Origin of the sequence: Streptomyces sp. NBC_01261 (assembly GCF_036226385.1) — a bacterium.
In the GTDB taxonomy this organism is placed as follows: domain Bacteria; phylum Actinomycetota; class Actinomycetes; order Streptomycetales; family Streptomycetaceae; genus Streptomyces.
Map to the genome: position 1 here is coordinate 10,568,010 of NZ_CP108463.1, position 22,531 is coordinate 10,590,540.

The window sequence follows — 22,531 nt, forward strand, 5'->3', positions numbered from 1 at the left end:
TCTCAGATCGCCGTGTCTCGGATCGCGGCCGTGAACTGTGCCCGGAGTTCGTCCTTCAGCACCTTCTGGCTCGCGTTGCGCGGGAGTTGGTCGACGAGGCGGACATGCCGGGGCACCTTGAAGTTGGCCATGTTCTCGCGCGCCCAGGCGATCACCTCGGTCTCGGTCGGCGTCCGCTCCGGGGGCGCGACCACGAAGGCGCAGCCGACCTCGCCGAGCCGTTCGTCGGGAACCCCGATCACGGCGACCTGCTGGACGTTCTCACAGCCGAGAAGCAGCTTCTCTATCTCCGCCGGATAGGCGTTGAAGCCGCCGACGATGTACAGCTCCTTCTTGCGGTCGACGATGGCGAGGTTGCCGTCGTCGTCGAGCCGTCCGATGTCCCCGGTGTGCAGCCAGCCCTCGGCGTCGATCGTCGCTGCGGTGGCGTCGGGGTCGTCCCAGTAGCCGCGGGTGACGTTGTAGCCGCGGACGAGGATCTCGCCGTCGAGGCCGATCGGGACGTCGAGTCCGTCGGCGGCGACGATGCGGACCTGGACACCGGGAATGGCGCTTCCGGTGGTGTGGGCGACCGTCTCCTCGGAGTCGCCGACGCGGGTCGTGGTCACCAGCGCCGTCGACTCGGTCAGGCCGTAGGCGCTCATCACGATGTCGAACGACAACTCCGTTTTCATGGCGTGGATCAGTGATTCCGGGATCGTCGTGCCGCCCGTCATGGAGACCCGCAGTGACGACAGGTCGTACGTGGTCCGGTCCGGGTGGTTGACCAGGTCGTGGAAGATGGTCGGCGGTCCGAGGAGGATGCTCACCTTCTCCCTCGCGATGAGGTCCAGCGCCCGACCGGCGTCGAAGACGGGCATGGGGATGACGGTCACGCCGTGCATGAGCGAGGCCAGCCAGCCCGCCTTGTATCCGAAGCAGTGGAAGAACGGCGGGATCACCAGGAAGGTGTCGGACGCCTCGAAGGCGTACTCCTTCGCCATCCACCCGTAGGCGCGCAGGGACTGGCCGTGGGTGAGCATCACGCCTTTGGGGTGGCCGGTCGTGCCGGACGTGAACATCACGTCGGACACGTCGTCCGGGGTCAACCGGTCGATCGACTCATGGGCCGCGGACGCGGAAACGCCCTCTCCAGCACCGAGAAAGTCGTTCCAGGCCAGTTCGGCAGCCCCTTGCGGACCGAGGACGGACACCGTCTTCTGCAGCGCCGGCAGTCCCGGATCGGCCTTCCGCAGTTCGCCGATGTAGTCGTTGCCGAGGAAGGGCGAGGCGAACACGGCCGCCGCCTCCGACTTCCGCAGGATGTACGAGATCTCCTGCGCCTTGAACCGCGTGTTGAGCGGAACGAGGGTGGCTCCGGCGCCGTGGATGCCCAGCGCGGCGAAGATCCACTCCGCCGAGTTGGGGGCGCACAGCCCGACCCGGTCGCCCGGCTCGACGCCGAGTGCCATGACGGCGCGGACCGAGTCGACCATCTGCTCCTCCAGCTCCCGGAACGTCCACCGGCGGTCACCGTCGATGAGCGCCGTGGCGTCCCCGAAACGCCTGCCCGCCAGCCTGATGACGTTCGGGATGCTCAGGAATTCGTCGTCGTAGCGCATCAGTTGGCTCCAGGGCTAGCCGTTCGAGGGCAGATGCAGGATCCGCTTGGCGATGATGTTCCGCTGGATCTGTGAGGTGCCGCCGTAGACTGAGGCCGCACGGGAGTACAGGTAGTCGCCGAACAACTCGCCCCCTTCTCGCGACAGTTCGGCCGGGAACACCTCAAGTGCCGTGTCGTAGAGCCGCTGTTCGCTCCTCGTCATCAGCAGTTTGTCCACGGACGACTCCGGGCCGGCGACCTGCCCGGCGAGCCGTTCGGCGGTACGGCGACGGGCGTGCGCCACCAGGACCTCGTAGTCCACGACACACCGGCCGATCCGGGACAACAGCCCGTCGGGCAGGCTGCCTCGGTGCTCGGCGGCATGGCGCCGCAGCCGTTCGACGAGCAGCCCGTACTTCGAGATGTGCCCGGTGTCGAGGGCGTTGCGCTCGTACGACACCGTCGTCATCGCCAGCGCCCAGCCGACGCCCTCGGCGCCGATGCGCTCCGACGCCTCGATGCGGACGTCGTCCAGGAACAGCTCGCAGAACTCGTCGTCGCCGTTGGCCGCGCGCAGCGGTCGTACCGTCACGCCGGGCCGGTCCAGGGGCAGCACGAACGCCGAGATCGACTTGTGGGCGGGTGCCGCGCGGTCCGTGCGGGCCAGCAGCAGGCACAGGCCGGAGTACTGGGCGTAGCTCGTCCAGAGCTTCTGCCCGCGCACCGTGTAGTGGTCGTCGTGCCGCTCGGCGAAGCTGCTCATGCTTGCCAGGTCCGAACCGGCACCCGGCTCGCTGAAGCCCTGGCACCACACCTCGTCACCGGCCAACATCCTTGGCAGGAACCGGAGTCGCTGCTCCTCCGACCCGAACTCCAGGAGCGCGTGGGTGAGATAGCCGATCCGGGGGACACCCGGGGCCCGGCACACGCCCAGTTCGTCACTGATCGCCACCTGGTGCAGCGCGGTCAGTCCCCGGCCGCCGTAGCGCTCCGGGACGTCGAGGCCGACCCAGCCGCCCGAGTGCAGCAACCGGTGCCAGCGGCGCAGGAAGACCGGTACCGGTTCGTCCGACTGCCGCTCGGGGAGCGGGTGTTCGGCCAGCCAGGCACGGAACTCCCGCCGCAGCCGGTCCAGATCGGCCGGGTCGCCGAAGTCCAGCGGGGTGTCGGTCATCGCGACACCTCCGGTACGGCCAGCGCGGCGAGCAGCTCGTCCGTCGTGGCCAGCAGCGTCGCGCCCAGCCGCACCTTGCGCAGATACAGGTGCGCGATGTGCTCCCACGTCTGCGCGATACCGCCGAAGACCTGCATCCCCGCGTAAACCGCTTCCAGCGCCGAGGAGTTGACCTCTGCCTTGGCGACGCGGGCCGCCGTCAGGGCCCGCTCGGGTGGTTCGTTGTCGAGACACCAGGCCGCGTACCGCGTGACGCTGGTGCACGCCTCCACCAGGACGGTCGCGTCCGCGAGGAGATGCTGTACGGCCTGGAAGGAGCCGATCGCCTGTCCGTACTGGCGGCGGACACGGGCGTATTCGACCGCCCGCTCCACGAACGAGCCCGCCGCGCCTGCGAGTTCGGCGGACACGACGACAAGCGCGTAGGCCTGCCAACGGAGTAGGTCCGCTGGGGCGAGATGGCCGACGACCTCCACGGGGCCATCGGATGGCACCGCGCGGACCGAGCGCACGAGGTCCGTGCTCGGTGCCGTCGGGCCCAACTCGACCCGGGTGACCGCGCCTTCGGCGGTGACGCGGAGCGCGCAGTCGGCTCCCTCGCTGTCCCAGGCGACGAGATCTGTCGGCGTCCGTCCGGGGAAGCGGAGTTCACGGGTGAGCACGATGGTGGGGGTCGACTGCGGGGTGCCGTCGCCGAGCAGGCGGAGCAGCTCGGGGGCCAGCAGGACCGTGCCGAGCAGGGACGTCGTGAGCGGGCGGCGGCCGTGTTCCTCCGCGAGCAGCGCGCACTCCTGTGCGGTCGCCGCCGGGGGCGACGTGCGCCGTAGATCTCCCAAACCCAGTTCGGCCAGGGCCTGTTGGGCGGACGTACGGGTCGACGGCTTCACCTCGTCCGCCGATGTGACGGCGAACCGGGTCGCGAGTGAGCGCACCATGTCGCGGACCAGGACGAACTCCTCGCGGTCCACGCTCAGTTCTCCTCAGAGGGGTTGGCGCGCCGTTCGGCGCGGGCCGCGAGTTCGGTGATGATGCGGATATGGTCCGGGCTGGTCATCGTGGCCCGCTCGGCCATCAGCGCGGCCTCCATGCCGCCGCGCGACACCTGCTCGACGACCGCGGCGAGGGCCAGCTTGGTGGCGCGGAGGGCCTCGGCGGGCTGCGCCGCGAGCCGGTGGGCCAGTGCGAGCGCCTCGCGCATGAGGTCGTCGGGCGGGACCGTGCGGTTGGCGAGGCCGAGTTCGACCGCCTTGGGGGCGGGGATGCGGTCCCCGGTGAAGAGGTACTCCTTCACGCGCAGCAGGCTGGTGAGCATCGGCCACAGGGTGACCCCGCCGTCGCCGGCCACCAGGCCCACCGAGATGTGCGGGTCCGCGAAGTAGGCGTCCTCGGCGATCAGCACCAGGTCGCAGGCCAGGGCGAGACTGCAACCCAGGCCCACCGCAGGGCCGTTGACGGCGGCGATCACCGGCAGCGGGAAGCGGATCATCTCGGTCTGGATGGTGCGGTCGAGACGGATCGACCGCTCCCGCAGCTCCGGGTCGGTGTGGTGCCGCAGAAGATGGTCGAAGTCGCCGCCGGCGCTGAACGCGCGGCCCGCGCCCGTGAGGACGACGGCCCGGGCCGACGCGTCGTCCAAGAGTTCGCGCCACACCTCCGACAGGCGGCGGTGCAGTTCCTCGGACACGCCGTTCAGCCGGTCGGGGCGGTTCAGGGTGACGATGCGGACGTCTCCGTCGGCGGCCACGGTCAGCACGGGGGTCACCTTGCTCATACCGGGATGGTATTAAAGGTCAGACCGATACTGTCAATGGTGTTGCACGAAGAGGAGAATCACATTCTCCCCTTAGGTTGAGCCAGTTCTCCGGTCCAGCCGGTTCTCCGGTTGGGTCAGTTCTCCCGCCTGGTCAGTTCTCCGGATCGACGAGCTCCACGCCGTCCCGGCGGTCCACCTCGGCCGCCGCACGGGCGAAGCCGCACACATGGCGCGTCATCCGGCGCGTCGCCGCCTCGCTGTCGCGGTCCCGGATCGCCTCGGTGATCCGTGCGTGCGCGCGGGCGGTGAGCTTGCGGATGTCCACGTCCATGAACTGCTCGATGTTCGTGGCCGCGTGGATCGACTGCGAGAGAGCGCTCATGAACCCGATGAGAAGCTCGTTCTCACCGGCCCTCGCCACCGCGTTGTGCCAGTGGATGTTGGCGCGCAGGAAGCGCTGGATGTCCTCGCCCGCCGCGACGAGGTCCGCGTGGGCGTCGTTCAGCTCCACGAGATCGGCGTCCGTACGCCGCCTGGCCGCCAGTGCCGCGCACGCGGGCTCGATCGCCTCCCGGGTCTCGTGCAGGTCCTCCAGCCGGATCCGCTGCCCCCGGATCACCAACCGCACGGTGTTGGCGAGGGATTCACGCCCCGGCCGGTGCACGAAGGCGCCGCCCCCGCGCCCCGGCCTGATCTCCAGCAGCCGTTCGACCTCCAGGATGCGCAGCGCCTCGCGCACCGTCGCGCGGCTCAGCCCGGTCTGCTCGACCAGTTGCCGTTCCGGCGGCAGTGCCGTGCCCTCCGTGAACTCCCCGGAGAGAATCCGCTCGCGCACCTCCGCCGCCAGCACGTCCGACGCCTTCGGGACGGTGAGCGTGTCGAAGCGCGGCCGGGGCTCACCGGCCGTAGCGCGTCCCCGAAGGGTGCGGGAAGGGTGCTCGGCGCTCTGCACAGGTTCAGGCCTCTCGTCGGAAGCCGCGCTCTTCGGCCTCTTTGGCTGAACCATTCAACACAGCACGCGCGCCGGCTGTCACATCACCGTGCCGCGCAGCAGGCCTGGCGCCCGTCACATGACCATGCCGCCGTCCACCGGCAGGACCTGCCCGGTGATGAAGGACGCGGCGTCCGAGGCGAGGAACACGAAACTGCCCGCGATCTCCGCCGGCTCGGCCCAGCGGCCCAGCGGAATGCGCGCGAGCATCCGGGCCGAGAACTTCTCGTTGGTGCGGATGGTCTCCGTCATGGGCGTGGCGGCCAGCGGCGCGAGGGCGTTGACCAGCACCCGCCGGCGCGCGAGTTCGCGGGCCAGGGACTTCGTCAGCCCGATGATGCCCGCCTTGGCGGCCGAGTAGTTGACCTGTCCGAGGGTGCCGACCAGGCCCGCCGACGAGGTGACGTTGATGATCCGTCCCGTGCCGTCGTCCGGCAGGAACGGCAGCGCGGCCTGTGCGCAGTGGAACGTGCCCATCACGTGGATGTCGAGGACGCGCCGGAAAGCCTCCTCCTCCAGCTTGTCGAACATGGCCGGCGCGATGACCCCGGCGTTGTTCACGAGGATGTGCAGCGTCCCGTCGGCGAGTGTCGCCGCGCGGGCCATCGCCGCGTCGGCGGCGGACCGGTCCCGTACGTCGAGTGCGGCGCTGTCCGCCGTCAGGCCCGCGGCGTCGATCTTCCCCGCGACGGCCGCGGCGGCCGACTCGTCGACGTCGGTCACCAGTACCGCGGCACCCGCGCGCGCCAGCGCCTCCGCGACCGCGGAACCGATGCCGCCCCCGGCGCCGGTGACCAGTGCCGACCGGCCCGTGAGGTCGAACAGCCCTGTGCTGTCGGTCATTCAGTAGCTCCTCGGGAGTCCCAGTGTGTGTGATCCCAGGTAGTTCAGGATCATTTCCTGACTGATCGGCGCGATGCGCATGAGGCGGGCCTCACGGAAGTAGCGGGCCACGCCGTACTCCTCGGAGTAGCCCATGCCGCCGTGGGTCTGCAGGGCCCGGTCGGCGGCCGTGAACCCGGCGTCCGCGCACAGGTACTTGGCGGTGTTCGCCTCCCGCCCGCAGGGTCTCCCGTTGTCGTACAGCCACGTGGCTTTGCGCAGCACGAGTTCGGCGGCGTCGAGGTGCGCCAGGGAGTCCGCGAGGGGGAACTGGATGGCCTGGTTCATGCCGATCGGGCGGCCGAAGACGACGCGCTCCTTGCCGTACTGGACGGCCTTGTCGAGCGAGGCCCGGCCGATGCCGAGGGCCTCCGCGGCGATCAGCATGCGTTCGGGGTTGAGGCCGTCGAGGAGGTAGCGGAAGCCCTGGCCCTCCTCGCCGACGCGGTCCTCGACCGGGATGCGCAGGTCGTCGATGAAGAGTTCGTTCGAGGTGACGGCGTTGCGGCCCATCTTCGGGATGGGGCGGATGTCGATCCGGTCGCGGTCGATGTCCGTCAGGAACAGGGTCATCCCGTCGGTCTTCTTGGCGACCTCGTCGGCCTTGCTGGTGCGGGTCAGCAGCAGGATCTTCTCGGACTCCATGGCCTTGGAGATCCAGACCTTGCGGCCGTTGACGACGTAGTGGTCGCCGTCCCGTCGTGCGTACGTCGTGATGCTCGCGGTGTCGAGTCCGGCGCCCGGCTCGGTGACGCCGAAACAGACGTGCAGGTCGCCGCCGGCGATGCGCGGGAGCGTGCGCCGCTTCAGCTCCTCGGAGCCGTGCACCACCACCGGATGCATGCCGAAGATGGACAGATGGATCGCGCTGGCCGCGTTCATGCCGCCGCCCGACCGCGCCACCTCCTCCAGCAGCAGGCTGGCCTCGGTGATGCCGAGGCCGTGGCCGCCGTACGCCTCCGGGGTCGTGATCCCGAGCCAGCCGCCGCCCGCGACGGTGTCGTAGAACTCCGTCGGGAACGCGTGCGCCTGGTCCTTCTCCATCCAGTACCGGTCGTCGAAGTCGCGCAGCAGTCCGGCGACGGACTTGCGGATCGTTTCCTGGTCCTCGGTCAGCTCAAAGTCCATGGAATGCCGACCCTTCTCCGGTTCCGATTGCGAAACATATCAAAGGTCAGACCGAAGCAGTAGGGTCCAGATGTACGGCGATCCGCGCGACCGTGCCGGCGTTGTCCTCGAACAGGTGCGCCCGCATCCCCGCCGCGCGGGCGGCCTCGACGTTGGGGGCGAAGTCGTCGACGAACAGGCAGTCGCCGGGCCGCACTTGGAGCCGGGCGCAGGTGACGGCGAAGGCACGGGGGTCGGGCTTGCGGACGCCGATCTCGTGCGAGTAGACGATCTCGTCGACCAGTCGGTCGAAGTCGTACGCCGCCGACTCCAGCTCGCGGGCGCCCACGAAACTGTTGCTGAGGATGCCCAGCCGGCAGTGCGGGCGCAGCCCCGCCACGTAGTCGATGAGTTCGGTGTTCGGGGTGCCCAGGTACTCGTCCCACAGGTCGGCCAGGAAGGACTCGGTGTCCACCGGGCCGAGTCCGAGCCGGGCGGCGACCTGCTCGCGCACCTCGTCCTCGGTGACGGTCCCGATCTCCCCGGCGTCCCAGACCTCGGCCAGGCGTCGGTCGGCCGTGCCCGGCGGCAGGCCGAGGCGCTCGTCCCATCGGGCGAGCCAGCCGGTCCGGGGCGTCAGCTCCAGGACACCGCCTATGTCGAGGATCAGGCAGCGCGCGTTCATGCGGATTCCTCTCGGTCGTCTCCGCACGACCGTCGGGCCTCGCCTTTGGGCAAGGTCAACCGCCGCCGCCCGTCTACCGTGGAGTAACATCGCGCGGCAGGTCATCAGAGGAGGAACCGTGCCACGGTCCGAACGCTCGTCGCTGCTGCTCGCCGGTCTGTTGGCGACCGCGGGAGTCGCCCATCTCGCCTCGCCGAAACAGTTCGACGCGACGGTCCCGCGCGCCCTGCCGGGGTCGCCCCGGGCCTGGACGTACGCGAGCGGTGTCGTCGAACTGGCGCTGGCCGCAGGGGTCGCGGCGCCGCGGACCCGGCGTACGGCCGCACTGGCCACGGCGGGCTTCTTCGTGGGCGTGTTTCCCGCCAACGTGAAGATGGCGCTGGACTGGCGCGACCGCCCGACTCCGCAGAAGGCGGCGGCCATCGGGCGGTTGCCGCTGCAGGTACCTCTCGTACTGTGGGCCCGTAGTGTCGCGAAGAATGGGGAGGGACGGTCATGACGGGACGCCTGAACGTCGGTGACAAGGTCGAGGACTTCACGCTGCCGGACGAGACCGGTGCCGAGCGCGGCCTCACCGAACTGCTCGCCGAGGGGCCGGTGGTGCTGTTCTTCTATCCGGCCGCCCTGACCGCCGGCTGCACCGCCGAGGCCTGCCACTTCCGGGACCTGGCCGCCGAGTTCGCGGCCGTCGGCGCGCAGCCCGTCGGCATCAGCGGCGACTCCGTCGACAAGCAGCAGGAGTTCGCCGGGAAGCACACCCTCGGCATGCCGCTCCTCTCGGACACCGACGGCACGATCCGGGAGCGGTTCGGGGTGAAGCGCGGATTCTCCCTCGCGCCCACCAAGCGGGCCACCTTCGTCATCGGCGAGGACCGCACGATCCTGGAGGTCGTCTCCAGCGAGCTGCGGATGAACACCCACGCCGACCGCGCCCTCGCCGCCCTCCGCGCCCACCGGAAGTGACACAGGGGCCACAAATGCCGTATCGCGGTTGTTACGACGCGGTATAGGGACCATCCTGGACGATATGGAGCAGGCCTCCGCCGCGGCGGTCATCAATGCCCGAGGCATCGTGACGGGGTGGAGCGACGGTGCCCGGACACTGACGGGATACCCGGCCGAGGAGGCCGTGGGCCGGTCGGTGGCGGCACTGCTCGCCGAACCTCCCTCCACGGCGGCCCTGGCCGCGCTGACGGGAACGTTGGTCCTACGACACCGGGACGGAACCCCGCTTCCGCTCACCGTGCGGGCCTGCCCGGTGAGCGGGGCGGACGGCGCACCCGACGGATACGTCCTCACCGCCGAACCCCCCGCCGAACCGACGCCCGCACCCGAGCCCACCTTGGCGGAGCAGGCTTTCCAGCAGGCGTCGATGTCGCTCTCCGTCTTCGACACCGAGCAGCGCTACGTCCGTCTCAACGAGGTCGCCTGCCGGGTGATGGGCGTGCCCGAGGACGTCCTGATCGGCCGGTTCTTCCCGGAGAGCGTGGAGGACGCCGAACACAGCCACAGCTTTCTGAGCAACCTGCGCCTGGTCGCCGAGGCGGGCAGGCCGGTCCGCTACAACAGCTGGGCGGGCGCTCCGGCCCTGAACCGGGAGCACGCCTGGAGCATCGAGATGTGGCCCCTCAAGGACGACTCCGGCGAGGTGACCGCGGTCGCCCTCGCGGCGTTCGACAGCACCGAGCAGTACCTCGCCCAACAGCGACTGGCCCTGCTGAACGAGGCGGCGGCCGGCATCGGCACCACCCTCGACGTGGTTCGCACCGCCGAGGAACTCGTGGAGATCCTCGTGCCGCGCTACGCCGACTTCGCCAGCGTGGACCTGCTCCCGTGGGTGCTCGGCGCGGACGAACAACCACCGGCCCCGGACGGCGAGATCGTGCTGCGGCGCGTCGCCCACGGCTCCGTCACCGAGGGGGTGCCGGACGCCGCCGTGCGCCTGGGGCAGACGGACGTCTACCCGACGTTCTCGCCGCCCGTGCGGGCCCTGCGCGAGGGCAGGGCGGTGCGCAGCCAGGCCGGTGAACCCGACTTCGTCCGCTGGGTCGACGACCGCAACGCCCTTTCTCCCGAGGGGATTTCGCACCGCAAGGGAGTCCACTCGATGATCGCGGTGCCGCTGCGGGCCCGGGGCACCACCCTCGGTGTCGCGGTGGGCGTCCGCATGGCCCACCCGGACGACTACGTCGCCGACGACGCCGTACTCGCCGAGGAGTTGGCCAGCCGGGCCGCCGTCTGCATCGACAACGCGCGTCGCTTCGCCCGTGAGCGCTCCACCGCCCTCGCCCTCCAACACGGCCTGCTGCCCAGGGACTTGCCCGGGCAGGCGGCGGTCGAGGTGGCCCATCGCTATCTTCCGTCCGGGTCGCTCGCGGGCATCGGCGGCGACTGGTTCGACGTGATCCCGCTGTCCGGCAGTCGCGTCGCGCTGGTCGTCGGCGACGTCGTCGGACACGGCATCGCGTCCTCGGCGACCATGGGCCGTCTCTGCACGGCCGTCCGTACGCTCGCCGACGTGGACCTGCCGCCCGACGAACTCCTCACCCACCTCGACGACTTGGTCACCCACCTCGCGACGGACGACACCGGCGCCGAGGTCGCGGAACTCGGTGCCACCTGCCTCTACGCGGTCTACGACCCGGTCTCGCGCCGCCTCACGATGGCCGCAGCCGGGCATCCGCCGCCGGCCGTCGTGCTGCCCGACGGGACCGCGAGCCTCGTCCCCATGACGGCGGGACCGCCGCTCGGCGTCGGCGGACTCCCTTTCGAAGCAGTGGAGTTGGAGCTGCCCGAGGGGGCCACCGTCGCCCTGTACACGGACGGCCTGATCGAGGACCGCGACCGCGATGTCGACCACGCCACCGCGGAACTGTGCCGCACGCTGACCACGTCCGCCGAGTCGCTGGACGCGCTGTGCGACGTGGTGCTGAAGGCCGTGATGCCGGAGGAACCCAGCGACGACGTGGCCCTGTTGCTGGTGCGCACGCGGGCACTGGGCGCCGACCGGGTCGCCACCTGGGACATCGAACCCGACCCCGCGCGCGTGGCCGGGGCCCGGCAGGCCGCCACCGACCAACTCGCCGTCTGGGGGCTGGACGAGGAGTCCTTCGTCACCGAACTCGTCGTCAGCGAACTCGTCACCAACGCGATCCGGTACGGCGAACCGCCCATCCAGCTCCGCCTGATCCGCGACCGCGCCCTCATCTGCGAGGTCTCCGACGGCAGTTCGACCTCACCGCATCTGCGCCGCGCCCACGCCAACGACGAGGGCGGACGCGGCCTTCTCCTCGTCGCCCAGCTCACCCAGCGCTGGGGCAGCCGGCAGACCGGCAGCGGCAAGACCATCTGGGCGGAACAGCCGCTGCCGCCACCGGACTGACCGGACAACTCGCTCACCGGGCCGCCTATTCGAAGGGGCACCCCGGGTTCGGCGCGTCCTCCGAGAACGGCGCTCCGTGCGGCAGGACGTACAGCACGTCGAGGACGAGAGGGACGTTCCCCAGATTGCGGCCGATGTGCACGTTGCCCGAACCGGCCGGCTCCTGGATGGGGCTGCCCGCCCGGTACACGCCGTCGGAGGCGCAGCTGGAGTCGAAGTGGCTGAGCGTGCCCTGCTTGACGACGCCGTAGAGGGGGCCGTCGTGGTAGTGCCAGCCGGTGGCCTGGCCGGGCGGAATGGTGATCTCGCGCAGGGTGTAGTCGGTGTCGCCGATCGTGGTCTGGCTGATCAGCGTGGCGGTGACTCCGGGGCCTGCCGGGGTCGCCTGGGCGGTGCCGCCGACCAGCAGGGCGGCGGCGGCCACCGAGCCGGTCACGGCGGTACGGAACGCGGTGCGCATACGAGAACCTTCCGGTGAGATCCTGGGTATCCGCCGTGAACATAGAGGCAGGGAAGGCGAGTTGGGGGCAGAAACGCCGACTTCCACCTCGGGAACTCCCCGGAACTTCCTGAACTTCCGTGACTCCCCGGAACGGTCAGAACTCCTCGTGCGTCTCCGGGTCCCCGCCCAGCCGCTGAGGCGCGTGGTCGGCGATGGCGGCCAGCTGGGCCGGGCCCAGCTCGAAGCCGAAGATGTCGAGGTTCGCGCGCTGCCGGTCGGGGTCCGCCGACTTGGGGATCGGGATGGCCCCGAGCTGGGTGTGCCAGCGCAGCACCACCTGGGCCGGTGTCACCCCGAAGGCCTCGGCGACCGTCACGACGGCGGGGTCGTTCAGCAGCTCGGAACCGCGCCCCAGAGGACTCCAGCTCTCGGTGAGAACACCCTTCTCGGTATCGAAAGCGCGCAGTTCGTCCTGCGGGAAAAGCGGGTGCAGCTCGATCTGGTTGACGGAGGGCAGGACGCCGGTCTCCTTCTCCAGCTGCTCGATGTGTCCGGGGGTGAAGTTCGAGACGCCGATCGACCGGACGAGACCCTCCTCGCGGAGCTTGATCATGGCCTTCCAGGAATCGACGAATTTGCCGACACGGGGCAGCGGCCAGTGGATCAGATACAGGTCCACGTACTCCACGCCGAGCCGCGCCCGGGACTCCTCGAAGGACGCGAGGGTCTCCTCGTAGCCGTGGTGGCGGCCCGGCAGCTTCGTCGTCACGAGGATCTCCTCGCGCGGTACGCCACTGCGGGCGACGCCACGGCCGACACCGGTCTCGTTGCGGTAGTTCGTCGCCGTGTCCACCAGGCGATAGCCCATGCGCAACGCACCGGCGACGGCCTCCTCGGCCGTCGCGTCGTCCATCGGCCAGGTGCCCAGGCCGATGGCGGGGATCTTCGTGCCGTCGTTGAGCGTGTGCGTCGGGATGCTGATCACGGTCGACCTTCCCTTGACTGTGCGGTACAGCCAGTATGGGCGACCCGAACACCTGTCGCCCTGCGCGGGGATCGCTGACACGATCTTCCTTGGAACCCGTACGACCTGGGTACGACCCGGTAGGGAGGACCCGGTACGGACGACCGGCCGGGCACGGACGACGACGGAGCGGGCATGACGACGGACAGCGGCGGAGCGACGACGGACGAGACGGTGCGGGTGGCCGGCCTGGAGGTGCGGCCCGCCTCCGGGCACATCGGGGCCGAGATCACCGGTGTCGACCTGGCCGGTGAACTCGACGACGCCGTGGTCGCCGCGATCCGCGCGGCGGTCCTGCGCTGGAAGGTCGTGTTCTTCCGGGGGCAACGCCTCGACCACACCGGGCATATCGCGTTCGCGCGCCGCTTCGGGGAGCCCGTCGTGCTCGGGCGGCGCGGCAGCGCGTCACCGGCCGGCTTCCCCGAGGTCGAAACGACCGCCGACCGGCTGGAGCTGGGTGGCCGGTTCGGCATGGAGCACGAGGAGTGGCTGGAGCGACGCAGGCACACCCTCCTGCGCGGCTGGCACTGCGACCACGGCGCCCGCGTCGATCCGCCCGCCGCGACGATCCTGCGCGCGGAGACCGTCCCCCCGTACGGCGGCGACACCACCTGGTCGAATCTGGCCGCCGCGTACGCCGGACTCTCGCGGCCGGTAAGGGAGTTCGTGGACGGGCTGCGGGCCGAGCACCGGCTCGGCGTCGGCTACCAGCCGCGGCCCGGTGACGACGCGTACGTCCGTCACCTCCTGGACCACCAGGTCGCCTCGGTGCACCCGCTGGTACGGGTGCATCCCGAGACGGGGGAGCGGGTGCTGTTCGTCAACGGCTACTACCTGGAGCAGATCACCGACGTCTCCCGTGCGGAGAGCACCGCGATCCTGGAGATGCTGCTCGCGCAGGCGACCCGGCCCGAGTACACGGTCCGGTTCCGCTGGGAGCCGGGCAGCGTGGCCTTCTGGGACAACCGGGCCACCATCCACCTCGCCCCCAGCGACAACGCCCACCTCGGCTTCCCGCGCACCATGCACCGCGTGATGCTCACCGGCGACATACCGGTCGGTGTCGACGGCAAGCCCTCGGACCCGATCGTCGGCACCGAGCCCGGCCGCTGGTGACACCGAGGTCAGGCGGTGGGCTTCCACCCGAGCGCCGGTCCCAGCTTCGTCGCCATGTCCGTGAGGATCTGCACGTAGTCCTCGTGCTCGAACGTGAACGGCAGCGCGAACGCCACCTCGTCGATCTCCCTGAACGCGGCGTGCGCGTGCAGGAGTTCAGCGATCTCGTCGGAGGTGCCGACGATGTCCGGCGCGAACATCAGCCGGGCCGGACCCTGCGGTGACGCCGTCCGGGGAGTGCGCTTGCGGGCGAACTCCCCGTACTTCGCGCGCTGTTCGGGCGACGCGGAGTCGGTTGGGATGACCACCAGCCCCTGCGAGACGCGCGCGGCGTCGCCGTCGGGGTGGTGGGCGCGGAACGCGCGGACGTGGGAGAGCTGGATCTCCGCGAAGACCCTTGACTCGTCCGGCCCTTCCGCCTTGACGACACTGCTCGTCAGGAAGTTCATCCCGTGCTCGCCCGCCCACTTCGCCGAGCCCGTGCTGCCGCCGCCGTACCAGAGGCGACGGCCCAGGCCGGGGGAGTGCGGCTGGACCCGGTCGGAGAACACCTCGAAGCCCTCGACCCCGCTGAAGTCGGTGGCCGGTTTGCCCCGCACGAAGTCCAGGAGGCGGCGCACCCGCTCGTAGCCGAAGTCCTCGACGTCGGCCGTGTCCGGGTACAGCGCCTCCTTGAGCTGGTCGAAGTGCATCGGCGGGCCCACGCTCACGCCCGGGTTGATGCGGCCCCCGGACAGGATGTCGACGGTCGCCAGGTCCTCCGCCAGCCGCAGCGGGTTCTCCCAGCCGAGCGGGATCACCGCCGTGCCGAGTTCGATACGGCTGGTGCGCTGCGAGGCCGCCGCCATGACCGCGACGGGGGAGGAGATGCCGTACTGGAGATGGCGGTGGCGCAGCCACGCGCTGTCGAAGCCGAGGCGCTCGCCCAGTTCGATGATCTCCAGCGTCGACTCGTGGCCCCGGCGCGGATCGGCCTCGTCGAAGAGGCCGATCGTGAGGAAGCCCAGCTTTCGCAGCGGGCGTGAGGTGGGCGGCACGGGCTCCTCCGGCGGTCGTACGTCAGTTCCGTTCTGTCCTGATGGTGACAGGTGAACGTTGCGGGCGTGTGATCAGTGCAGCGGGATGGTGATCTCGTCCTCGACCGGCGGGTCGATCTCCTGGACACGGTTGCCGGTGGCCGCGAAGCAGCGCAGGCGGATCGCGTCCGGGGTCACGTCCAGCCGCAGGAAGCACTTGAAGAACGGCGGGCTGTACGTCACCGAGCTGGGCGAGAAGAGCTGCGTGTAGATCTTGCGCACCGGGAGGCGGAAGCGCGAGCGGCGGTCGGGACGGCTGCCGGCGCCCAGCAGACTCGCGACCAGTCGGATGCGGCGGGTGATGCGGACGGGCGGGCCCGGGGTGCGGGTCGGCGGGATGCCGAGGCGCTCGCAGATCACGGCCGACGCCTCTGCCTCGGTCAGGGTGAAGAAGCGGCGCAGGTGCAGGCGGCGCCCGTACAGCCTGCTGTAGAAGGCCAGGGAGTCGCCGCGCAGCGGGTAGCAGCGGAAGTCCTGCTCGGTCATGTTCGCGATGTCGACGCGCGGCACGGTGTGCGTCGCGTGCATGAACGCGCCGCCGCCACCCGAGACCACGTACTGGAGCGTGCGGCCGTCCGCCAACTGCACCGGATACCGCTGGTAGTTGTGGATGTCGCCGCCGATCGCGGCGACGAAGTGGTGGGCCGGGTCGCTGACGATGTCGTCGACCGTGCCGCCGCCCTCGATCGCACACGGGTGATGCTCGCCGTCCACGTACAGGGGCGAACCGGTGATGAGGATCTTCGGCGTGGGCCCCTTCGCCACCTCGCGCAGCCAGGCGCCCTGTTCGGCGTCGATCGTGCCCAACAGGCCCGTGTCGATACCGATGATGCGCACCGGACCCGCGTCGATCGCCCAGTACGGGCCCGGCTGCACGGCCGCTTGGACCGGCGAGGAACGCAACTCCCTTGCCTTGTGCAGGCGTTCGCCGTCGGACCGGGTGGGCCGGTGCCACAGCAGCGAGCGCAACCAGGCACGCGTCAGCGGGCGCGGGGCCTTCGGTGCGGGCAGCGCGGGCGCGTCGTCGCAGAAGACGCGCATGAAACCGCCGAGGCCCTCGTACCAGTCGTGGTTGCCGGGTATCGCGTAGATGGGCGCCGGATAGGCCTGGTACGGGCGGAAGAACTTCGTCTCGTAGTCGTCCGCGGTGCCGACGGGATAGATGACGTCACTGGCGACGACCGCGAACGCCGTGTCCTGACTGACCTTCAGAAAACCCGGCACGACGGCGTATTGGGGATCGTCACCCTCGCCCGTGTCACCGATGACCATGAAGGAGAAGGTGTCGGGATCGTCGCGCCGGATCACCTTGTCGGCGGGAGCGCCGACGGCCGCGCGCTGCGCCACCCAACGGCCGCGGGTGGAGCCGGTCGGGTCCCCGAACCAGGAGGCCAGCACGCCGTTGCGCGCGGCCCAGAGAGTCTTCGGGCTGAGCCACGAGACCTTCTCGACATGGGACGGCATGAGCTGCTGATACGCGCCGCGCTCCGCGGTGCCCCAACCGGCGCCCTCGGGAGTATCGCGTGAAGATTCAGACACCGGTGAACCGTAACAACGAGCCAACGCGGTACGAGAGGCAGGGGCCTGGCAACATCAACTCGACGTTGCTCAACCGAAAGGCCCCCGCATGCCCGGCGAAGCCGACTTCATCGATCTGATCCCCGACCCCGAACTCCGTTCGGACCGGCTGCTGTTGGGCATCCGTCACTTCGACGAACCCTTCCTCCTCTCCGTCTCCCTCTCCCAGGGTCTGGGCTCCAGCGACCTGTGGCTGGACCGGGGGAAGGCGGGCCGGACCTGGCTCGCGGAGTTCCGCCGGGTCGGCGACCGGGTCCTGTTCGCGGTCCGTAACAAGCACTTCCTGACCTCCGGCGACGCGGCCGCCGTACGGGCCGGGGACGAGTCCTTCGCGCTGTCCGTGCTGTGGAGCGGGCCCGTGCTGCGCGAGGAGAACGGCGCGGCGGTCGTCGACGCCACCGGGCTCGTCCTCGCCGACCACGACGGGATCGCCGAGCATCTGCACGCCCGCGAGCAGGGCGACTACACGATCGACGCGTCCACGAGCCTCCCGCTGGTCGCCGACAGCCGCACCGGCCCCACCGCCGTCCGGCTGCCCGCGCTGCTCACCTTCCGGGGTCCCGGCCGCGGCTCGGCGGTCCGTGCCGTCGCCGCCGACCCGCGCGCCCTCACCGTCGTCCAGCAGCTGAACCTGCTGCGGCTGCCCGCGTCCCCGCTGCCCGTCCGGCGCTACCACCCCGCCTCGGGCGGCTACGGCATCAGCTACGCCGACCACGGCCTCGTCGGCCGGGCGAGCACCCAGGTCAAGTTCCAGCCCCGCTTCCGCGCGGAACCCGGCGGCGCCCCGATCGTCTTCCGGATCGACCCGGCCGTCCCCGAACCCTTCCGCTCGGCGGTCGTCGAGGGCGGCAACTGGTGGCAGCGGGCCTTCGCCCGGATCGGCCTCCCCGACGCCTACCGGGTCGAGCCCGGCGGCGACGACTTCGACCCCTACGACTCCGACGTCAACGGGGTGGTCTGGGTGCACCGGGCGGGCCGCGGCTGGTCCCTCGGCCAGGGCCTGACCGACCCCCGCACCGGCGAGATCCTGCACGCCCGGGTCCGCCTCGGCTCCCAGCGCGTCGAGCAGGTCCGCGCGCTCGGCGAGTCCCTTCTCGCACCCTACGGCCGTCCGGACGAGGCCGAACGGCGCGCCGCCGTCGAGGAGTTGGTGCTGGCCCGGCTGCGTCAGCTCGCCGCGCACGAGATCGGCCACGCGCTCGGCTTCATGCACAACTTCGCCAGTACGGGACACCCCGAGCCGTCCGTCATGGACTACCCGCACGCGCGGATCGGCGTCACGGAGGAGGGCGATCTCGACCTGTCCGCCGCGTACGGCACGGGACTCGGGCCGTGGGACCACTTCCTGGTCGAGCACGGCTACGGCCGGTTCGACGACGGCGCGGAGGAGACCGCGCTCGCCCAACTCCGCCGCGAGGCAGCCGAGTCGGGCCTCGTCTACCTCTCCGACGAGGACGCGCAGGGCCCGAACGCCGCGCATGCCGACGCCGTGACCTGGGTGACCGGGCCGGACGCCGTCGAGGCGCTGGAGACGATGCTGCGGGCCCGCCGTATCGCCCTGGACGGCTTCTCCCGCGGAGTGCTGCCGCCCGACCGGCAGACCGGCGAACTGGAGGAACGGGCCGTCCTGCTGCACCTCCTGCACCGGCACGAGGTGACGGCCGTGGCCCGGCTGGTGGGCGGGGTGCGCTACGCGTACGGCCTCGCGGGCGAGGACGGCCCGGGCGTGCGGGCCGTCGACGCGGCCACCCAGCACACGGCGCTGACCCGACTCGCCGAACTGCTGCGCGCCGAGCAACTCGCCCTGCCGGGAGCGGTGTTGGACACGCTCACCCCGCCCGCGATCCGCTACGACCGGACGGAGCAGTACCTCGACACGGGTGCCGGCCGGATCTTCGATCCCTTCGAGGCCGTACGGGTCGCGACCGCACTGGTCACGGAGCAACTGCTGGACCCGGCCCGGCTCAACCGGGTCGCCTGGCAGCATGCCGCCGACCCCGCGACGCCCGGTGTCACCGACATCGTCGACGCGCTCCTCGCCACGACCTGGCGCCGTACCGATCCGGTATCCGCCGAACTGCCCGGCGGGGTCGCCGTGCAGCACGCGGCGGACTGGACCCTCCTGAACCATCTGCTGACCCTGCTCGACGACACGGCTCTCCACGCACCGGTCCGCATGGCACTGCGCGGCGCCGTCCGACGGGTCGGCACGGAGCTGCGCTGTCAGGGCGACGAACAGGCGCGTGAGGCGGGCGAGTTGATCCGGGAGTTCCTCGCCGACGCCGGGTCGGTGCGGGTCGACCCACTGCCCCGGGTGCCGCCGGGCGCACCCAACTGAGCCCGCCGTGGGGCCACGTGACGGCTACGGCGGTGGGCGGCTCAAGTCGGGCGGTGGCGCGCGGTGTCGGTCACCGCTCTTTGGGGCGCCTCGGTGTGCCGTACGGATCCGGGCGGCCGCGTGCGGGAGCGGTCGGGGTGCTGTAGGCGCCGCGGGGACTGGGCGGCGACGGGATGGCGGGACTGCCGTACGGGGTCGGTCGGCCCGGTGCCGGGGCGGCGGGGTTTCTGCGGGTGCTCCGGCTTCTGCTCCGGCGGCTGCCCGGTGGGGCGGGCGGGTTCTCGTATCCGCCTGGTTGGCCGGCTGCCGGGCGGTCCGGTGCGTTGAAGAGCGAGTCGGGGCGCTGGGCGGGCTGCTTGCCGCCGGTGTCCGGGCCGACCGGGTGGCGGGCGAAGGAGCGGTCCCAGTCGCCCTCGCCCATCACCAGCAGCGGGTCGAACATCACGACCACCCCGGCCAGCAGCAGGAAGATCGCCGGCCCCAACAGCATGGGCAGCAGTATGGAGTTGGCGGAGTCGCCCGTCCACGCGCCGGCGGTGCCGTGCAGATGGACGCTCACGGCGGCCATGCCCGTGTAGTGCATCCCGGACACGGCCACGCCCATCACCAGGCTGGCGCCCAGGCTCGCCAGGAAGCCCCGGATGGAGACGGCCGCCCACAGGGCCGCCGTCGCGGCGACGATCGCGATCACCACGGAGAGCGCGACCGTGCTGGTCCGGTACTCGATGTCGCCGTTCAACTTCAGGGCGGCCATGCCCAGATAGTGCATGGCGGCGACCCCGAGGCCGGTGATGACGCCGGCCGCTGAGAGCGTTCCGGCCGTGGCGCCGCGGTAGCCCACGGCGAACACGCCGATGCCGACCACGACGATCGCCACGGCCAGACTCAGCACCGTGAGGCCGACGTCGTAGCCGATCCGGGTCTCCTCGACCTGGAAGCCCATCATCGCGATGAAGTGCATCGTCCAGATGCCGCTGCCGATCGATGTCGCGCCGAGCGCGAGCCAACCCGCCTTCCACGACTGCTTGTTGTGCAGGGACCGCACCACGCAGCGCAGTCCCAGCGCCCCTCCCAGGCAGGCCATCAGATAGGCCGCCACCGGGGTCACCGCACCGTAGCGGAACCCGTCGATCGTGCCTTGCATGAGCCAACTCCCCCCAGAGTTGTGGCTTCTTGTGGGGGGAGTATGTACGGATCGGGCCCGGGGCGCGCAACCCTTTCACATCAGCAGTCGATTAACTCTGTGCATTCCGGGGTGCACTTGGGTCGCATCGAGGTCGATACGGGGACAGATGCGGTCAGGGCTGCTGCGGCTTCTCGCGGTCGATGAAGTCATTGGCCTTGTCCTGCGCCATGTCGACCTGCTTGGCGTGCTTGCCGCCCGTGCGCTTGTCGACCATGTCTCCCGCCCGTTCCACACCTTGCTTGGCCTGGTCGGGGTGCTGGCCCAGCATTCCCTTGACCTTGTCCATGAACGACATGGCTGTCCTCCTTCGGACGTGCGTTGGCCCTCCCAGCATCCCCCGGCTTCCCGGGTGCCGCATTTCGGTGCCGGAACCGTGGGTGGTGGCGGGTTCGCCGCCCCTCTGACGTCGCGGTTCCCGACCACTTCGGAAAGGCGTGGCGCTCCCTCGGCTCAGGCCCGTACAAGAGGCTCGACCCCGTCGGTGTCGCGGGCCTCCCGGGTGCGCGACACGGCGAGCAGAAGGGCCTGGAGGACCGCTCCGGACAGGCCCACCCACAGGGCGAACCGGTAGCCGACCCGGTCGGCGAGGAGGCCGCCCAGAGGTGCGCCGATCGCGACCGTGCCCCAGTTGAACGAGCGGATCGTCGCGTTCATGCGTCCCCGCAGCCGCTCGGGCGTGACCGCCTGGCGGTAGCTCATCTCGACCGGGCCTTCGAGCGAGATGGCGCCGGAGACCAGGAAGAAGGCCAGTGACACCGAGACCAGGGCCCACGATCCCCGCTGGGCGAGGATCAGCGGCAGCCAGCCGACGGCGGCGACGAGACGGCCCGCGATCAGGACGGCGGCGACGTCGAACCTCCGCGCCGCGCGTGCGGAGAACGCGCCGCCGGCCACTCCGCCGAGGCCCGCGCAGGCGTACGTCACGCCCAGGCCGAAGTCCCCGATCTTGAGGTCACGCAGCGCGAAGACCACGAAGACCGTGCTGACGACGGTGTTGAAGAGGAGCATCAGGTGCGAGGTCAGCGCGATGGACGCCAGGGTGCGATGGCGGTAGACCCAGGCAACTCCCTCACGCAGTTCGTTGAGCAGACTGCGCCGCGCGCCGCGATCGGGAACCGGGTCGTGGGCCCGTACCGAGGTGAGCAGCAGACCGGACACCAGATAGCTGACGGCGTCCACGAGTACGGCGAGCGGCGCGCCGACCAGCTTGATCAGTACTCCGGCGAGCAGCGGCCCGGTCGACCCGGCCGCCGCGTCGGCCTGTCCCACCCGGGCATAGCCCGCGTTGAGGAGTTCCTTGGGGACCAGCTGCGGGACGTAGGAGTGGTTGGCCGCGTCGAAGAACAGACAGAGCGAACCGAAGGCGAAGACACACGCGCACAGCGCGGCGATGCCGAGCCGGTCCAGGGTGTACAGCAGCGGGATCGCGCCGAGGAGGACGGCCCTGCCGAGGTCCATGGCCACCATGACCGGCCTGCGCCGGCAGCGGTCGACGAGCACCCCGGCCACGAGCCCGAAGAGCAGATACGGCGCCCAGCGGGCCGCGCTGACCAGACCCACCTCCGTGGCGGACGCGCTCAACGTGACGGCGGTGAGGATCTGCAGTGCCAGGCTGGTGATCTGCGAGCCGAACGACGAGATCGCGGAGGCGGTCCAGAAGCGTACGTACCCAGGAACGTCCACCAGGCGCGGCATGATCGGATCATATCAAGTAAGCGGTTTCTGATGGTAGTTGGAGGCGGCGTCGAGCCCCCGGGCGCGATGACCGGGGGCTCGACGGCGGCGACGGCTCCTACGTCACCGTCCGGTCAGCACTGCGGAAGGCTCCCGTTGTGGAAGGCCGTGTTGGTGTCGACGTACGCCCCGTACGTCCACCCGGTGGCGGTCAGCTCCAGTCCGTTCAGGTGGGCGTAGCGCTCGTCGACCGTGCGGTACCAGACGTTGCCCGCACCGAGGTTGTCGCCTCGGCTCCAGCAGGTGGCGAGGATCGTGTCGCCGGGCCAGAGGTCCGGGACGCCGACCGTGCCGGAGGCCACGGTGGTGCCGTTGAAGAGGGCCGCCCCGTCACCCGTGGTCAGGGGGATCAGTGCGCTCGCGGACGCGCTCGCCGCCGTTCCGAGAATCAGCCCGCCGGCGCTGAGTGCGGCGGCCACCGCGATCATGGCGCCACGGCGTCGTATCGTGCGTCTCATGTCTGCCTCCCGAGTACTTGGTC

Annotated in this window: 21 protein-coding genes; 5 read left to right on the plus strand and 16 right to left on the minus strand. The window is 70.7% G+C overall.

Annotated features, from left to right (window positions below):
* Window positions 1-2: 2 nt before the first annotated feature.
* The 8 genes from OG226_RS46955 to OG226_RS46990 form a co-directional block, all read right to left on the minus strand.
* Window positions 3-1,601 (minus strand): FadD3 family acyl-CoA ligase, encoded by a 1,599-nt coding sequence (locus OG226_RS46955; RefSeq protein ID WP_329352646.1) that lies wholly within the window; start codon window positions 1,599-1,601, stop codon window positions 3-5.
* A 15-nt stretch (window positions 1,602-1,616) separates the two neighbouring features.
* Window positions 1,617-2,756, minus strand: a complete 1,140-nt coding sequence (locus tag OG226_RS46960; RefSeq protein ID WP_329352647.1) for an acyl-CoA dehydrogenase family protein — start codon at window positions 2,754-2,756, stop codon at window positions 1,617-1,619.
* Window positions 2,753-3,724, minus strand: coding sequence for an acyl-CoA dehydrogenase family protein (locus OG226_RS46965; RefSeq protein WP_329352648.1), 972 nt, complete (start codon window positions 3,722-3,724; stop codon window positions 2,753-2,755). The genes OG226_RS46960 and OG226_RS46965 overlap by 4 nt, the downstream gene beginning before the upstream one ends.
* A 2-nt stretch (window positions 3,725-3,726) precedes the next feature.
* Complete coding sequence (locus tag OG226_RS46970; RefSeq protein WP_329352649.1) at window positions 3,727-4,527, minus strand: enoyl-CoA hydratase/isomerase family protein; 801 nt, start codon at window positions 4,525-4,527, stop codon at window positions 3,727-3,729.
* 133 nt (window positions 4,528-4,660) lie between these two features.
* Window positions 4,661-5,461: a FadR/GntR family transcriptional regulator gene (locus OG226_RS46975; protein ID WP_329352650.1), complete on the minus strand. Its 801-nt coding sequence runs from the start codon at window positions 5,459-5,461 to the stop codon at window positions 4,661-4,663.
* Between the two features lie 114 nt (window positions 5,462-5,575).
* Window positions 5,576-6,343 carry an SDR family NAD(P)-dependent oxidoreductase gene (locus tag OG226_RS46980; protein ID WP_329352651.1) on the minus strand — a complete coding sequence of 256 codons (768 nt, stop codon included), beginning with the start codon at window positions 6,341-6,343 and terminating at the stop codon, window positions 5,576-5,578.
* Complete coding sequence (locus OG226_RS46985) at window positions 6,344-7,510, minus strand: acyl-CoA dehydrogenase family protein (protein ID WP_329352652.1); 1,167 nt, start codon at window positions 7,508-7,510, stop codon at window positions 6,344-6,346. It lies immediately after the preceding gene.
* 46 nt (window positions 7,511-7,556) lie between these two features.
* Window positions 7,557-8,174, minus strand: coding sequence for an HAD family hydrolase (locus tag OG226_RS46990; RefSeq protein ID WP_329352653.1), 618 nt, complete (start codon window positions 8,172-8,174; stop codon window positions 7,557-7,559).
* A gap of 118 nt (window positions 8,175-8,292) precedes the next feature.
* Here OG226_RS46990 and OG226_RS46995 point away from each other — a divergent pair, with 118 nt between their 5' ends.
* The 3 genes from OG226_RS46995 (at window position 8,293) to OG226_RS47005 (ending at window position 11,556) form a co-directional block, all read left to right on the plus strand.
* Window positions 8,293-8,673, plus strand: a complete 381-nt coding sequence (locus OG226_RS46995) for a DoxX family protein (protein ID WP_328685641.1) — start codon at window positions 8,293-8,295, stop codon at window positions 8,671-8,673.
* The gene (locus OG226_RS47000; protein WP_329352654.1) at window positions 8,670-9,137 is read left to right on the plus strand and encodes a peroxiredoxin; all 468 of its coding nucleotides are present in this window, start codon (window positions 8,670-8,672) and stop codon (window positions 9,135-9,137) included. Before OG226_RS46995 ends, OG226_RS47000 begins: the two co-directional genes overlap by 4 nt.
* Before the next feature lie 64 nt (window positions 9,138-9,201).
* Entirely contained in the window at window positions 9,202-11,556 is a 2,355-nt protein-coding gene (locus OG226_RS47005) for an ATP-binding SpoIIE family protein phosphatase (protein WP_329352655.1), read from the plus strand.
* Window positions 11,557-11,581: 25 nt separating this feature from the next.
* Here the strand turns inward: OG226_RS47005 and OG226_RS47010 are convergent, their stop codons facing one another.
* Window positions 11,582-12,016, minus strand: coding sequence for a cupin domain-containing protein (locus tag OG226_RS47010; RefSeq protein ID WP_328685644.1), 435 nt, complete (start codon window positions 12,014-12,016; stop codon window positions 11,582-11,584).
* A 136-nt stretch (window positions 12,017-12,152) separates the two neighbouring features.
* The gene (locus OG226_RS47015) at window positions 12,153-12,983 is read right to left on the minus strand and encodes an aldo/keto reductase (RefSeq protein ID WP_328685645.1); all 831 of its coding nucleotides are present in this window, start codon (window positions 12,981-12,983) and stop codon (window positions 12,153-12,155) included.
* Between the two features lie 174 nt (window positions 12,984-13,157).
* Between OG226_RS47015 and OG226_RS47020 the strand changes: the two genes are divergently transcribed.
* Window positions 13,158-14,138 (plus strand): TauD/TfdA dioxygenase family protein, encoded by a 981-nt coding sequence (locus OG226_RS47020; protein ID WP_329352656.1) that lies wholly within the window; start codon window positions 13,158-13,160, stop codon window positions 14,136-14,138.
* Between the two features lie 8 nt (window positions 14,139-14,146).
* Here OG226_RS47020 and OG226_RS47025 read toward each other — a convergent pair whose 3' ends face one another.
* Together OG226_RS47025 and OG226_RS47030 are read right to left on the minus strand one after the other, a co-directional pair.
* The gene (locus OG226_RS47025; RefSeq protein ID WP_329352657.1) at window positions 14,147-15,175 is read right to left on the minus strand and encodes an LLM class flavin-dependent oxidoreductase; all 1,029 of its coding nucleotides are present in this window, start codon (window positions 15,173-15,175) and stop codon (window positions 14,147-14,149) included.
* A gap of 72 nt (window positions 15,176-15,247) precedes the next feature.
* Complete coding sequence (locus tag OG226_RS47030) at window positions 15,248-16,753, minus strand: metallophosphoesterase family protein (RefSeq protein ID WP_329352658.1); 1,506 nt, start codon at window positions 16,751-16,753, stop codon at window positions 15,248-15,250.
* A gap of 88 nt (window positions 16,754-16,841) precedes the next feature.
* Here OG226_RS47030 and OG226_RS47035 point away from each other — a divergent pair, with 88 nt between their 5' ends.
* Window positions 16,842-19,130 (plus strand): zinc-dependent metalloprotease, encoded by a 2,289-nt coding sequence (locus OG226_RS47035; protein WP_329352659.1) that lies wholly within the window; start codon window positions 16,842-16,844, stop codon window positions 19,128-19,130.
* 70 nt (window positions 19,131-19,200) lie between these two features.
* Here OG226_RS47035 and OG226_RS47040 read toward each other — a convergent pair whose 3' ends face one another.
* The 4 genes from OG226_RS47040 to OG226_RS47055 all read right to left on the minus strand — a co-directional run bounded on the left by OG226_RS47040 (window position 19,201) and on the right by OG226_RS47055 (window position 22,508).
* Window positions 19,201-20,274: an MHYT domain-containing protein gene (locus OG226_RS47040; protein WP_329352660.1), complete on the minus strand. Its 1,074-nt coding sequence runs from the start codon at window positions 20,272-20,274 to the stop codon at window positions 19,201-19,203.
* Between the two features lie 154 nt (window positions 20,275-20,428).
* Window positions 20,429-20,611: an antitoxin gene (locus tag OG226_RS47045; RefSeq protein ID WP_019056963.1), complete on the minus strand. Its 183-nt coding sequence runs from the start codon at window positions 20,609-20,611 to the stop codon at window positions 20,429-20,431.
* 155 nt (window positions 20,612-20,766) lie between these two features.
* Window positions 20,767-22,011, minus strand: a complete 1,245-nt coding sequence (locus tag OG226_RS47050) for an MFS transporter (protein ID WP_329352661.1) — start codon at window positions 22,009-22,011, stop codon at window positions 20,767-20,769.
* 113 nt (window positions 22,012-22,124) lie between these two features.
* A complete protein-coding gene (locus tag OG226_RS47055; protein ID WP_329352662.1) occupies window positions 22,125-22,508 on the minus strand; it encodes a hypothetical protein in 384 nt (127 codons plus the stop codon).
* Window positions 22,509-22,531 lie beyond the last annotated feature (23 nt).

Excerpts from the sequence above, each read along its gene's own strand:
- OG226_RS47040 (WP_329352660.1), bottom strand. The coding sequence starts at position 20,274 with ATGCAAGGCACGATCGACGGGTTCCGCTACGGTGCGGTGACCCCGGTG.
- OG226_RS46985 (WP_329352652.1), bottom strand. The coding sequence starts at position 7,510 with ATGGACTTTGAGCTGACCGAGGACCAGGAAACGATCCGCAAGTCCGTC.
- OG226_RS46960 (WP_329352647.1), bottom strand. The coding sequence starts at position 2,756 with ATGACCGACACCCCGCTGGACTTCGGCGACCCGGCCGATCTGGACCGG.
- OG226_RS46955 (WP_329352646.1), bottom strand. The coding sequence starts at position 1,601 with ATGCGCTACGACGACGAATTCCTGAGCATCCCGAACGTCATCAGGCTG.
- OG226_RS47020 (WP_329352656.1), top strand. The coding sequence starts at position 13,158 with ATGACGACGGACAGCGGCGGAGCGACGACGGACGAGACGGTGCGGGTG.
- OG226_RS46980 (WP_329352651.1), bottom strand. The coding sequence starts at position 6,343 with ATGACCGACAGCACAGGGCTGTTCGACCTCACGGGCCGGTCGGCACTG.
- OG226_RS47050 (WP_329352661.1), bottom strand. The coding sequence starts at position 22,011 with ATGCCGCGCCTGGTGGACGTTCCTGGGTACGTACGCTTCTGGACCGCC.
- OG226_RS47035 (WP_329352659.1), top strand. The coding sequence starts at position 16,842 with ATGCCCGGCGAAGCCGACTTCATCGATCTGATCCCCGACCCCGAACTC.
- OG226_RS47045 (WP_019056963.1), bottom strand. The coding sequence starts at position 20,611 with ATGTCGTTCATGGACAAGGTCAAGGGAATGCTGGGCCAGCACCCCGAC.
- OG226_RS46970 (WP_329352649.1), bottom strand. The coding sequence starts at position 4,527 with ATGAGCAAGGTGACCCCCGTGCTGACCGTGGCCGCCGACGGAGACGTC.
- OG226_RS47055 (WP_329352662.1), bottom strand. The coding sequence starts at position 22,508 with ATGAGACGCACGATACGACGCCGTGGCGCCATGATCGCGGTGGCCGCC.
- OG226_RS47005 (WP_329352655.1), top strand. The coding sequence starts at position 9,202 with ATGGAGCAGGCCTCCGCCGCGGCGGTCATCAATGCCCGAGGCATCGTG.
- OG226_RS46990 (WP_329352653.1), bottom strand. The coding sequence starts at position 8,174 with ATGAACGCGCGCTGCCTGATCCTCGACATAGGCGGTGTCCTGGAGCTG.
- OG226_RS47010 (WP_328685644.1), bottom strand. The coding sequence starts at position 12,016 with ATGCGCACCGCGTTCCGTACCGCCGTGACCGGCTCGGTGGCCGCCGCC.
- OG226_RS47000 (WP_329352654.1), top strand. The coding sequence starts at position 8,670 with ATGACGGGACGCCTGAACGTCGGTGACAAGGTCGAGGACTTCACGCTG.